An 11,644-nucleotide genomic window follows, 5' to 3' on the forward strand; every position below is an offset into this window, starting at 1 on the left:
TGTGGCCACCCCTCAGTACTCGACGCGCTGGGCGAAGCTCGCCCACTGCTCGAAGGGGGCCTTGCGGCTGATCCCCGTGGGGGCCACGGCCGCGACCGGCATGCTGCGCTGCTCGACCGGGGTGTCGAAGTAGTCGTAGAAGGCCGCGTCGTCGAAGCCGGCCTCGGCCGCGTCGTGGCGGTCCGCGGCGAAGTAGACCCGGTCGATCCGCGCCCAGAGCGACGACGCGAGGCACATGGGGCACGGCTCGCAGCTCGAGTAGAGGACGGCGCCGGTGAGGTCGAACGTGTTCAGCTGGCGGCACGCGGTGCGGATCGCGGTGACCTCGGCGTGTGCTGTGGGGTCATTGCTGTCGGTGACCCGGTTGACGCCGTCGAAGATCTGGCCGTCGGCGGTGACGACCACGGCCCCGAATGGGCCGCCGTTCTCGAGGACGTTCTGCGCCGCGAGCTGGACCGCGCGGGCCAGATGGAGCTGGCCGGCGTCCGTGATCGTCCGGTCTTCGCGCTGCGCTGTGTCGTGGACGGTGGTGGTGGTCATGGAGGGACTCCCTCGCTCGGGGAAGCCCGGCCATGTGCCGTGCACGGGGCGCGCGCTACTGCGGGCCAGACTTCCTTGACATGTGATGTGAGGTTGCCTGGTAGATAGCGCCCGGATCCGTTCTTCGGATACCCGGGGGCCCGCCGTGACTTATCGAGCGTAGCAGGGTCGGTGTGAGGTGCGCCATAGGTCTGGGGGAATTTTTGGAATCGAATTTCCGCCAGCTGGAACCATTTGCCCCGAAATGGAGGCGTGCACCGCCGAAATGGGGGACTTGTCCGCCGAAGTGGGGGCCCTACGACCTGCTGGCCAGGAGAACTTCACCCCTCACCGCACCGAAGCTCTATTCCGATCGACGTCGGGCGGACGACGCCGGGAGTCGCCTTCCGCGCAGTCGACACCCGGGCGGGGCGCGCCGTCGCGCACCAGCAGGGGGGCGACGTCGCGGTCACGGGACCCCGCCTCGGCGGGCAAGGCCGCCATTTCGGGGGACGTCAGGCCCGGTTGAGCTCCGCCGAGATGTTGGCCGCCGCCTCGCGCAGGAGCGGCACGGCGCGCTCGCCGAACGCCTCGTCCACGCGGGACACGGGGCCGGAGACCGAGATCGCCGTAGGCGTCGGCGCCCCCGGAACGGCCATGGAGAAGCAGCGCACGCCGATCTCCTGCTCCTGCTCGTCGATCGCGTAGCCGCGGGCACGGATCTTGTCGAGGTCGGACAGGAGCGAGTCGATGTCGCCGAGGCTGTAGGCGGTGGGCGTCGGCATGCCCTGGCGGGCCACGATGGAGCGGACCTGCTCGTCGTCGAGCTGGGCCAGGATGGCCTTGCCCACGCCGGTGTCGTGCGTGTGGGCGCGCCGGCCCACCTCGGTGAACATGCGCATCGCGTGGGGCGAGGGGACCTGGGCCACGTAGATCACCATGTCCGAGTCGAGGACCGCCATATTGGATGTCTCGCCGAGCCGCTCCACGAGCATCTGCAGCTGCGGCCGCGCGACGGCCCCGAGCTGCTTGTTCGCGCCCTCGCCGAGGCGGATGAGCCGGGGGCCGAGCGCATAGCGGCGATTGGGCAGCTGCCGCACGTACCCGAGGGAGACGAGCGTGCGCAGGAGCCGGTGGATGGTGGGCAGCGGGAGCTCGGTCGAGGATGAGAGCTCGCTGAGCGTGACGTCGCCGCCGGCGTCGGTGATGAGCTCGAGGAGCTCGAACACCCGCTCCACAGACTGGACGCCGCCGGATGCCTTCTCTGCCATGTTCCCTCCTGAGGGGTGCCGCCGGATCTCGATTCCGGCAAAACTTATCCGCATCCCGGAAACTTGCGGCGATTCCACGATACCGCACCACGTACCCCCGGAAACAGGTGTCCGTCCCTCAGGACAGGGACTTGTCTTTTCCAAGATACAGAGAATAATATCCGTAGTACGGAAAACGCAGCGAGGCGGATGCCTCCCGGACCCAAGGACGATTCAATGGCGAGCCCTAGCCCCGGCAACTCCATCACCCTCCGCGTCGACGCCCCCAGCCGCATCAGCATCACGAGCGAGCTCGCGGCCGCCGTCGCCGCCGCCGGCGCCCCTGTCACCGCACTGGACATCAGCGAGTCCCACCACGACGGCGTCGTCGTGGACATCACCTGCAACACGACCTCCGAGCAGCACGCCGAGGAGGTCGCCGCCGCGCTCGAGGCGCTCGAGGGCGTGCACGTCCGCAAGGTCTCCGACCGCACCTTCCTCATGCACCTCGGCGGCAAGCTCGAGGTCGTCCCCAAGGTTCCCCTCCGCAACCGCGACGACCTCTCGCGGGCCTACACGCCCGGCGTCGCCCGCGTGTGCCGCGCGATCGCGGAGAACCCCGACGACGCGCGCCGCCTCACCGTCAAGCGCAACACCGTCGCCGTGGTCACCGACGGCACGGCCGTGCTCGGCCTGGGCGACATCGGCCCGGCCGCCGCGCTGCCCGTCATGGAGGGCAAGGCCGCCCTGTTCAAGCAGTTCGCCAACGTGGACGCATGGCCGGTGTGCCTCGACACGAAGGACACCGAGGAGATCATCAAGATCGTCAAGGCGATCGCACCGGTCTACGGCGGTGTGAACCTCGAAGACATCGCGGCCCCGCGCTGCTTCGAGATCGAGGCCCGCCTCCGCGAGGAGCTGGACATCCCCGTCTTCCACGACGACCAGCACGGCACCGCGATCGTCACGCTCGCCGCCCTCGTCAACGCGCTCAAGCTCGTGGGCAAGAAGATCGAGGACGTGCGCATCGTGGTCTCCGGTGTCGGCGCCGCGGGCAACGCGATCATCCAGCTCCTCCAGGCCCAAGGCGCGAAGAACATCATCGCGTGCGACCGCAAGGGCGCCATCCACAAGGGCCGTGAGCTCACCGACGCGCACCGCGTGTGGGTCGCCGAGAACACGAACCCGGAGTCGTTCTCCGGCACGCTCATCGAGGCGCTCAAGGGCTCAGACGTGTTCATCGGCGTCTCCGCGCCGAACCTGTTCGGCCCCGAGGACGTCGCCACGATGGCCGAGGACGCCATCGTCTTCGCCATGGCCAACCCGGACCCAGAGACGGACCCCGTCGCCGCCGCGGACCACGCCGCGGTCGTGGCGACCGGCCGCAGCGACTTCCCGAACCAGATCAACAACGTGCTCGCCTTCCCGGGCGTGTTCCGCGGCCTGCTCGACGCCGGGGTCTCGGACATCACTCCCGCGATGCTCGTCGCCGCCGCCCAGGCCATCGCGGCTCGCGTGAGCGACGAGGAGCTCAACGCGAGCTTCATCATCCCGAGCGTGTTCGACCCGCACGTCGCCCAGGACGTCGCCGCAGCGATCGTCTCGGCAGCGCGCGTCTAGACCGGCGCGCACAGGCTCGCACAAAGCGCAGTCGAGCGCCCGCGCAAGACCCCCAGCAAGCAGTTCAACCAGGCCCCAGGGAGAACCCGGATTCCGGGAGAAGGAACGTGAAAGCTATGGCCATCACAGTCACCGACAACGCGCCGATCGCGGGCGCCGACGAGATCCTCACCGACGAGGCGCTCGCCTTCGTCGAGGAGCTCCACAAGCGCTTCGCCGGCGAGCGCAACGCTCGGCTCGAGGCCCGCAAGGCCCGCCGAGCCGAGGCCGCGAGCACCGGCAAGCTCGATTTCCTGCCGGAGACGGCGGAGGTCCGGGCCGGGGACTGGAAGGTCGCCGAGGCCCCGGCGCCGCTCATGGACCGCCGCGTCGAGATGACCGGTCCGGCGAGCCCGGCCAAGATGGCCATCAATGCCCTCAACTCCGGCGCCAAGGTGTGGCTCGCGGACATGGAGGACGCCGCGAGCCCGCACTGGGCCAACGTGGTGGATGCCGTGAAGAACCTCCGCGACGCGGCCAACGGAACGCTCTCGTTCACCTCGCCCGAGGGCAAGGAGTACACGCTGCGCACCGACGCGCCGCTCGCCGTCGTGGTCACCCGCCCGCGCGGTTGGCACATGGACGAGCGCCACGTGCTCATCGACGGCGCGCCGGGCGTGGGCGCGCTCGTGGACTTCGGCCTGCACTTCTTCCACGTCGCCAAGCCGCTCATCGCCTCGGGCCGGGGCCCGTACTACTACCTGCCCAAGATGGAGAGCCACCTCGAGGCGCGCCTGTGGAACGAGGTCTTCGTGTTCGCACAGGACTACCTCGGCATCCCCCAGGGCACCATCCGCGCCACGGTGCTCATCGAGACGATCCCGGCCGCGTTCGAGATGGACGAGATCCTCTACGAGCTCCGCGACCACGCCTCGGGCCTGAACGCCGGCCGCTGGGACTACCTGTTCAGCATCATCAAGTTCTTCCGTGACGCGGGCGAGAAGTTCACCCTGCCGGACCGCGCCTCGGTGGTCATGACGGCCCCGTTCATGCGGGCGTACACCGAGCTCCTCGTGCAGACGTGCCACAAGCGCGGCGCATTCGCCATGGGCGGCATGGCCGCGTTCATCCCGAACCGCAAGGAGCCCGAGATCACCGCGGCGGCGATCGAGAAGGTCCGCGCGGACAAGACCCGCGAGGCCACGGACGGCTTCGACGGCTCGTGGGTCGCGCACCCGGACCTCGTCCCGACGTGCCGCGAGGTGTTCGACCAGTTCCTCGGCGACAAGCCGAACCAGGTGGACCGCCAGCGCCCCGAGGTCAACGTGACCGCGGCCGACCTGCTCAACGTCTCCGCGACCGCGGGCGAGGCCACCGAGGCCGGCCTGCACCTGAACCTGTACGTCGCCGTCGCCTACACGGCCGTGTGGCTCTCGGGCAACGGCGCCGTCGCCATCCACAACCTCATGGAGGATGCCGCGACCGCCGAGATCTCGCGCTCCCAGGTGTGGCAGCAGATCCACAACAAGGTGGTCCTCACGGACACGGGCAACACGGTGACCCGGGAGCTCGTCGAGCAGATCCTCGGCGAGGAGACCGACCGCCTGCGCGCCGAGGTGGATCCGCAGATGTTCGCGAAGTTCTACGAGCCGGCAAGCCGCCTCATCGCGGACATCGTGCTCTCCGAGGACTTCACGGACTTCCTCACCACGCCCGCCTACGAGCTGGTGGGCTGAATGAGCGAGCCCCACGTGGACCAGGGCCTGCCGGCCCGCGTGCTCGACGACGCCGACCTCGCCCGCATCGACGCCAGCCTCGCCGCCACCGACCGGCTCCTCGCCGAGGACTACCCCGGCGACTCGGGGACCCGCCAGCCCGTCCACACGGTGTACGTGCCCGCGGACCGCTTCACCCCGCAGCTCGCTGCGGAGTGGGGCGCCGCGGCTCTGGCCGCCGCGGACGAGGCCGGCGGGCTCGAGGCCCTGGCCCGGCGCGTGGGGCTCGCACCCGCCCTCGCGGCCGAGGTCGCGCCGCGCGTCCAGGCGAAGCTGACCTCCGAGCCGATCGAGGACCTCCGCATCGACTTCGAAGACGGCTACCTCGCGCCGGGCAAGGCCGCCAAGGCTGGCGGCGACCCGGACGCCGTCGAGGACGGCGGGGCCATCCGGGCGGCGGATTCGGTCGCCGCCGCACTCGGTGCCGGAAGCACGACGCCGTTCGTCGGCATCCGCTTCAAGTGCTTCGAGGAGCCCACTCGCCGCCGCGGCCTGCGCACGCTCGAGCTGTTCATCGCACGCCTCGCGCAGAACGGCGGGCTCGCGGGCCTCGGCGGCGCCCAGGTAGGCCTCGTCCTCACGCTGCCCAAGGTGACCACGGTGGACCAGGTCAAGGCGATGGTCTTCGCCGTCGAGCGCCTCGAGTCCGCTCTCGGGCTGGACCCGGGCCGGCTCGGGTTCGAGGTCCAGGTCGAGACGCCGCAGCTCATCATCGGCCCGGACGGCACCCACCCGGTCGCGCAGCTCCCGCACATCGCGGACGGCCGCATCACCGCCCTGCATTACGGCACCTATGACTACTCCGCGTCCCTGCAGATCGCCGCCGCCTACCAGTCGATGGAGCACCCTGTGGCGGACTTCGCCAAGGAGGTCATGCAGCTGGCCGTGGCGGGGACGGGCATCCGCCTCTCCGACGGCTCCACGAACGTGCTCCCGCTCGGCGACGCCGCCCAGCGCGAGGCCGCGTGGGCGCTGCACGCCCGGCTCGTGCGCCGCTCGCTCGAGCGGGGCTACTACCAGGGCTGGGACCTCCACGCGCACCAGCTGCCCACCAGGTACATCGCCACGTATGCGTTCTACCGCGAGGGCCTCGAGGCCGCGACCACGCGCCTGAGGAACTACGTGAACCAGACCGTCGGCGCCGTCCTGGACGAGCCGGCCACGGCCCGCGCGCTCGCGGCCTTCGTGCTCCGCGGGCTGCAGTGCGGCGCGGTCGGCGCGGACGAGGTGCTCGCCTCGGCCGGACTCACAGAGCTCGAGCTCACACACCTCGCGCATCCGCGGCTGGCCGCCGCGACGAACTAGAAGGAGGCCCTCATGGGCAAGTACTACTACCCCGAAGGCGGCCTGCCGCCCCAGACGCACCTGACCACCGAGCGCGCCATCGTCACCGAGGCGTACACGGTCATCCCGAAGGGCGTCCTCACGGACATCGTCACGTCCAACCTGCCGGGCTTCTCGAACACCCGGGCGTGGATCATCGCGCGCCCGATCTCGGGGTTCGCCACGACGTTCTCCCAGCTCATCGTGGAGATCGGACCGGGCGGCGGGGCCCCGAAGGCGGAGTTCGAGGCCGGCGTCGAGGGCGTCGTGTTCGTGGTCAAGGGCAAGGTGAACCTCACGCTCAACGGCGAGGTGCACGCGCTCGAGGAAGGCGGCTATGCCTACCTCGCGGCCGGCGACGAGTGGGGCCTCGAGAACGTCTCGGATGACATCGCCTCGTTCCACTGGATCCGCAAGGCCTACGAGCGGCTCGAGGGCTACGAGGCCAAGAGCTTCGTGACCTCGGACTCCGAGGTGGAGCCGGGCGAGATGCCGGACGTCAACGGCGTGTGGAAGACCACCCGCTTCGCCGACCCGAACGACCTCGCGCATGACATGCACGTGAACATCGTGACGTTCCAGCCCGGCGGCGTCATCCCGTTCCCGGAGACCCACGTCATGGAGCACGGCCTGTACGTGCTTGAGGGCAAGGCCATGTACCTGCTCAACAACGACTGGGTCGAGGTCGAGGCCGGCGACTTCATGTGGCTGCGCGCGTTCTGCCCGCAGGCCTGCTACGCGGGCGGCCCTGGCCCGTTCCGGTACCTCCTGTACAAGGACGTCAACCGCCAGGTGCGCCTCACGGGCGCCCCGCTGCCGGGCTGACGCGCCGGTGACCCTAGCGCACGACGGCGCCCGCTCGGCGTCGTGCGCCGCCCCACCCGCGGCGCCCTGCCGCGTGTGGCGGCCACACAGCACGACGGCGCGGGGCTGGCCTGGCACTGAGCCGCCCCGCGCCGTCGGAACCACCACAGGGAAGGCCCGCCCGAGATCCCGGGCGGGCCTTGCCTGCGTCGAGGGGGCATCTCCCCGCGGCCCGGGGTCGCCCTCAGCCCGCTCCGCCCGCGATCCGGTACGACTCCTCGACCACCTCCGCGAGCTCCTCGCGCGAGATCCGCGCGAGGCGGACGAGCACGAGCTCCGGCGAGCCCAGATGATGCGGGATCTCCCAGTAGAACGTCTCAGGGTCCGTGGCGTGCAGCGCCTCGCGCTCCCCCGTCTTGAGCGTCACGACGCCCGGCTCCCAGATCCGGGCGAACAGCGTCCTGCCGAACCACGCCGGCTGGTTCCAGCTGGGCCGCTCGGTCACGCCCGGCAGGGCGAGGCAGAGCTCGCGGACGTCCTCCTCAGTGGCCATCCGCCCACGGTGCCATGCGGCGCGGCGCGGTTCAAGGCCACGGACAAGCGAAGGGCCCGCCACCGGTAACGTGGCATCGACATGACCAAACGCAGCAGCTACCCGTGGGCCGTCCTCGCGCACGCCTTCTTCCTCCAGCTCGCCGTGTACATCGTGCGCCCGACGGCGTCCTACCGGGCCCTCGAGCTCGGCGTGGACGCCGCGCTGCTCGGGCTCATCGTGGCAAGCTTCTCGCTCCTGCCGCTCGCCGCGGCGGTGTGGGTGGGCAGGATGAACGACGCCGGCCACGGCCGCGCGCTGCTGCTCGCCGGGGCGGTGCTCATGGTGGCCTCCGGCGTGGGGCTCTTGGCCGCGACGCCGGACGTGTGGTGGCTGCTGGGCTGGAATGTGGCGCTCGGGCTCGGGCACCTGGTCAGCCTCCTGGGCGAACAGGCCCGCATCGCCGGGTCGCTCGCCGACGGCGCACAGCGCCGGAGCCTCGACTCGCTGTTCGGCCTCTACACCTTCACGGGCTCGGCAGGACAGGCGATTGCGCCGTCGCTGCTCGCCGTGGTCGGCGGCGGATCCGTCCTGCCCCACACGGGCCCACTCTTCGGCTGGTACCTCGCGGCCGCCGCCGGCATGCTCGCCGTGACGCTGCCCCTCGCGCTGCGCCGGGGCGCAACGACGCCGGCGACGGGCCCGCACGCGGCGAGCGGCGCCGTCGTGCGTGCCCCGGGCCCCTCGCGGCTGGGGATGCGCGCGAGCCTCGCGGCGGACCCGGCCTCGCGCCGCCCGCTCGTGGCGTCGATCGGCGTCTCGATGATGGTCCTGTGCGCGATCGACCTGATCCAGGTGTACCTGCCCGCCCTCGGGGTGGAGCGGGGAGTGCCGGCCGCGGCCGTGGGCGCGCTCCTGACGGCGCGGGGGGTCGCGACGATGGCCTCGCGGTTGGCGATGGGCCGGCTCGTGACGGGGTTCGGGCGGCCGTGGCTCATCCTGTGGGGCACCGCGGCGGGCGCGGCGGCCGTGCTGGCGATTGCGGCGCCGATGCCCGAGTGGGCGCTCGCGGCGGTGCTTGTCGTGGCGGGGTACGCGCTGGGGATCGTGCAGCCGCTCACCATGACCGTGGTGTCGCTCGCCGCGCCGCCCGGCACCGCCGGCACTCGGCTCGCGGCCCGCATCACGGCGAACCGGCTCGGCCAGGCGCTCATCCCGCCCGCGGTGGGGCTCCTCGCGGCAGGGCTCGGGACGGCCGGCGTGTTCGCCGCGACGGGCGTGCTACTCAGGGCTGCGGCGGGCGCATGGCGCGCCGTCCGCCCCTGACGGTTCCGGTCACCACCCCCCGATGAGGGGTCACATCCCCGATGAGGGGTCACATCTCTATAAAGGAGAGTGGCCTCTCTAGAGATGTGACCCCTCATCGGGGACATGACCCCTCATCATTGAGCGGGGACCCGGGTTCCGGAGGGAAGCCCCCCGCGGGTCAGGCGGGCAGTGCGGGCCGTCAGCCTCCTCGGCCCGAGCCTTCGATGGCTTCCTCGGGAGTCTCCTCCTCGCCGTCCGGAAGGGCGCCTCCGGCCGCCGGGACCTCGTCTTCGTCCGGCGGGGCGTCGGCCTGGTTCTGCGGGTGCCAGCTGAGGTGGACGCAGGCGCCCTCGTCCTCGGCCTCGATCCGCATGATGATGTCCTGCCCGATCAGGTGCTTGTGCTCGAGAAAGCTTCGGTCGGTCCGCGCCTCTTCGAGGAGACGCGTGAGGGCAACGGCCATCGCGCGGCCCCAGTCATGGGGATCCTTGCTCGAGGCGTGCTCCAGTGCTCTGTACGTGGCCATGCCTCCATCATTCCCCGGCCGGGCCCTCATGAACCAGTGACCAAAGAACCGGGCGATTTGGTATCCAAGAGGTTGACCCCAGTCACATCGTCGATCTACACTTTCATACAGAGAAAGTTTCCTTCCGCAATATGGAAATCAATTCTAAAGACCTGACGGACAAGAAAGGCCCCGACGATGACGTACACGGTGAACTGCTCCATCCTCCTGACCGAGCTGCCCCTCCTCGAGCGCCCGGCGGCGGCGAAGGCGGCGGGCTTCGACGCGGTCGAGTTCTGGTGGCCGTTCGCCGAGGCCGTCCCCGCTGACAAGGACGTCGACGCGTTCATCGCGGCCCTGGACGACGCCGGCGTGCGGCTGTCCGGCCTGAACTTCTTCGCGGGCGACATGCCGGCCGGTGACCGCGGGCTCGTCTCGTGGACCGGCCGCGAGCGCGAGTTCCTCGACAACATCGACGTGGTCGTGGCCATCGCCGAGCGCACCGGCACCAAGGCGTTCAACGCGCTGTACGGCAACCGGCTCGACGGCGCGTCCTCCGAGGCGCAGGACGAGCTCGGCGTCGCGCACCTCGTCGCCGCCGCCCAGGGCGTCGCGAAGATCGGCGGCACCGTGCTCCTCGAGCCCGTCTCCGGCACCCCGGCCTACCCGCTCAAGACGGCGGCGGACGCCCTCGCGGTCATCGCGAAGACCCGTGAGGCGGGCGTCGACAACGTCAAGCTCCTGGCCGACTTCTACCACCTCGCGGTCAACGGCGACGACGTCGCCGCCGTCATCGAGGAGCACGCCAAGGACTTCGGCCACATCCAGATCGCGGACAACCCCGGCCGCGGCGCCCCCGGCACCGGCGAGCTCCCGCTTGGCGAGTGGATCACCCGCTCCCGCGAGCTCGGCTACGCCGGCTACATCGGCCTCGAGTACAAGGCGCCGCAGGCCGAGGCATTCACGTGGGCCATCCGCCCCGTCGCTTGAGCCCCGTCGCTTGAGCCCCGTCGCCTGAGCCGCTGGCACGACCACCCACACCCAAGACTTCCAGGAGCAGAAGATGAGCAATCCCGCCAAGACCAACATCGCCGTCATCGGCCTCGGCATCATGGGCCTCCCCATGGCCGTCAACCTCGTCAAGGCCGGCCACACGGTCACCGGCTACAACCGCAGCGAGGACAAGGTCACCAAGCTCGTCGCCGAGGGCGGCCAGGGCGCGGGGAGCATCGCGGAGGCGGTCAAGGACGCCGAGGTCATCATCACGATGGTGCCGGACTCCCCCGACGTCGAGGGCGTCGTCTCCGGCGGCGACGGCGTGTTCGCGAACGCGCCGAAGGGCGCCTTGTGGATCGACGCCTCCTCGATCCGTCCCGACGTGGCCGCGCGGCTCTCCGCCGATGCCCGCGAGGCCGGCCTCCGCCCCCTCGACGCTCCGGTCTCCGGAGGCGAGCAGGGCGCCATCGACGCCGTCCTGTCCATCATGGTTGGCGGAGACAAGGCGGACTTCGACGCCGCACTGCCCGTCCTCGAGGCGGTCGGCAAGACCATCGTCCACGTGGGCCCCTCCGGCTCCGGCCAGACCGTCAAGGCCGCGAACCAGCTGATCGTCGCCGTCAACATCCAGGCGCTCTCCGAGGCGATCGTCTTCCTCGAGGCGTACGGCGTCGACACGGACGCCGCGCTCAAGGTCCTCGGCGGCGGCCTCGCCGGCTCGAAGGTCCTGGACCAGAAGGGCCAGAAGATGCTGGACCGCAACTTCGACCCCGGCTTCCGCCTGGCCCTGCACAACAAGGACCTCGGCATCGTCACCTCGGCCGCCCGCGAGGCCGGCGTGGTCGTCCCGCTCGGCGCGGCCGTCGCGCAGCTGGTCACCGCCCTCGTCGCCCGCGGCGACGGCGGCCTCGACCACTCCGGCCTCTTCAAGCTCACCGCCGAGCTCTCCGGCAAAGACCGGCGCTGACGGCAAGCAGCCCCGCGACACTCACCGACTGACGCACGACGGCGGCCACTCGCCGTCGTGCGCACG

General features: G+C 70.8%; 11 protein-coding genes. 7 read left to right on the top strand and 4 right to left on the bottom strand.

The annotated features are described in order from the left end of the window. Positions 1-12: 12 nt before the first annotated feature. Together SCMU_RS16675 and SCMU_RS16680 are read right to left on the bottom strand one after the other, a co-directional pair. Entirely contained in the window at positions 13-540 is a 528-nt protein-coding gene (locus tag SCMU_RS16675; RefSeq protein ID WP_229230217.1) for a nucleoside deaminase, read from the bottom strand. 494 nt (positions 541-1,034) lie between these two features. Then, positions 1,035-1,790, bottom strand: coding sequence for an IclR family transcriptional regulator (locus tag SCMU_RS16680; RefSeq protein WP_229230218.1), 756 nt, complete (start codon positions 1,788-1,790; stop codon positions 1,035-1,037). A 216-nt stretch (positions 1,791-2,006) separates the two neighbouring features. Here SCMU_RS16680 and SCMU_RS16685 point away from each other — a divergent pair, with 216 nt between their 5' ends. The 4 genes from SCMU_RS16685 (at position 2,007) to SCMU_RS16700 (ending at position 7,291) form a co-directional block, all read left to right on the top strand. Further along, complete coding sequence (locus SCMU_RS16685; RefSeq protein ID WP_274602886.1) at positions 2,007-3,389, top strand: NAD(P)-dependent malic enzyme; 1,383 nt, start codon at positions 2,007-2,009, stop codon at positions 3,387-3,389. A gap of 116 nt (positions 3,390-3,505) precedes the next feature. After that, entirely contained in the window at positions 3,506-5,104 is a 1,599-nt protein-coding gene (gene aceB, locus SCMU_RS16690) for a malate synthase A (RefSeq protein ID WP_229230219.1), read from the top strand. Then, positions 5,105-6,448, top strand: coding sequence for a DUF6986 family protein (locus SCMU_RS16695; protein ID WP_229230220.1), 1,344 nt, complete (start codon positions 5,105-5,107; stop codon positions 6,446-6,448). A gap of 12 nt (positions 6,449-6,460) precedes the next feature. Further along, a complete protein-coding gene (locus SCMU_RS16700) occupies positions 6,461-7,291 on the top strand; it encodes a bifunctional allantoicase/(S)-ureidoglycine aminohydrolase (RefSeq protein WP_229230221.1) in 831 nt (276 codons plus the stop codon). Positions 7,292-7,514: 223 nt separating this feature from the next. On the opposite strand, the gene SCMU_RS16705 is transcribed toward SCMU_RS16700, so the two are convergent. Then, on the bottom strand, positions 7,515-7,823 hold the full coding sequence (locus SCMU_RS16705; protein ID WP_229230222.1) for an MmcQ/YjbR family DNA-binding protein: 309 nt from the start codon (positions 7,821-7,823) through the stop codon (positions 7,515-7,517). An 81-nt stretch (positions 7,824-7,904) separates the two neighbouring features. Here SCMU_RS16705 and SCMU_RS16710 point away from each other — a divergent pair, with 81 nt between their 5' ends. Then, on the top strand, positions 7,905-9,128 hold the full coding sequence (locus tag SCMU_RS16710) for an MFS transporter (protein WP_229230223.1): 1,224 nt from the start codon (positions 7,905-7,907) through the stop codon (positions 9,126-9,128). A 181-nt stretch (positions 9,129-9,309) separates the two neighbouring features. On the opposite strand, the gene SCMU_RS16715 is transcribed toward SCMU_RS16710, so the two are convergent. Next, a complete protein-coding gene (locus SCMU_RS16715; protein WP_229230224.1) occupies positions 9,310-9,636 on the bottom strand; it encodes a hypothetical protein in 327 nt (108 codons plus the stop codon). 177 nt (positions 9,637-9,813) lie between these two features. Here SCMU_RS16715 and SCMU_RS16720 point away from each other — a divergent pair, with 177 nt between their 5' ends. Together SCMU_RS16720 and SCMU_RS16725 are read left to right on the top strand one after the other, a co-directional pair. Beyond that, positions 9,814-10,605: a hydroxypyruvate isomerase family protein gene (locus SCMU_RS16720; RefSeq protein WP_229230225.1), complete on the top strand. Its 792-nt coding sequence runs from the start codon at positions 9,814-9,816 to the stop codon at positions 10,603-10,605. 73 nt (positions 10,606-10,678) lie between these two features. Continuing rightward, positions 10,679-11,578 carry a 2-hydroxy-3-oxopropionate reductase gene (locus SCMU_RS16725; protein WP_229230226.1) on the top strand — a complete coding sequence of 300 codons (900 nt, stop codon included), beginning with the start codon at positions 10,679-10,681 and terminating at the stop codon, positions 11,576-11,578. Positions 11,579-11,644: the final 66 nt, after the last annotated feature.

The sequence above is a fragment of the Sinomonas cyclohexanicum genome (assembly GCF_020886775.1).
GTDB lineage: Bacteria > Actinomycetota > Actinomycetes > Actinomycetales > Micrococcaceae > Sinomonas > Sinomonas cyclohexanicum.

Excerpts from the sequence above, each read along its gene's own strand:
- SCMU_RS16715 (WP_229230224.1), bottom strand. The coding sequence starts at position 9,636 with ATGGCCACGTACAGAGCACTGGAGCACGCCTCGAGCAAGGATCCCCAT.
- SCMU_RS16705 (WP_229230222.1), bottom strand. The coding sequence starts at position 7,823 with ATGGCCACTGAGGAGGACGTCCGCGAGCTCTGCCTCGCCCTGCCGGGC.
- SCMU_RS16720 (WP_229230225.1), top strand. The coding sequence starts at position 9,814 with ATGACGTACACGGTGAACTGCTCCATCCTCCTGACCGAGCTGCCCCTC.
- SCMU_RS16700 (WP_229230221.1), top strand. The coding sequence starts at position 6,461 with ATGGGCAAGTACTACTACCCCGAAGGCGGCCTGCCGCCCCAGACGCAC.
- SCMU_RS16675 (WP_229230217.1), bottom strand. The coding sequence starts at position 540 with ATGACCACCACCACCGTCCACGACACAGCGCAGCGCGAAGACCGGACG.
- aceB (WP_229230219.1), top strand. The coding sequence starts at position 3,506 with ATGGCCATCACAGTCACCGACAACGCGCCGATCGCGGGCGCCGACGAG.
- SCMU_RS16695 (WP_229230220.1), top strand. The coding sequence starts at position 5,105 with ATGAGCGAGCCCCACGTGGACCAGGGCCTGCCGGCCCGCGTGCTCGAC.
- SCMU_RS16710 (WP_229230223.1), top strand. The coding sequence starts at position 7,905 with ATGACCAAACGCAGCAGCTACCCGTGGGCCGTCCTCGCGCACGCCTTC.
- SCMU_RS16685 (WP_274602886.1), top strand. The coding sequence starts at position 2,007 with ATGGCGAGCCCTAGCCCCGGCAACTCCATCACCCTCCGCGTCGACGCC.
- SCMU_RS16680 (WP_229230218.1), bottom strand. The coding sequence starts at position 1,790 with ATGGCAGAGAAGGCATCCGGCGGCGTCCAGTCTGTGGAGCGGGTGTTC.
- SCMU_RS16725 (WP_229230226.1), top strand. The coding sequence starts at position 10,679 with ATGAGCAATCCCGCCAAGACCAACATCGCCGTCATCGGCCTCGGCATC.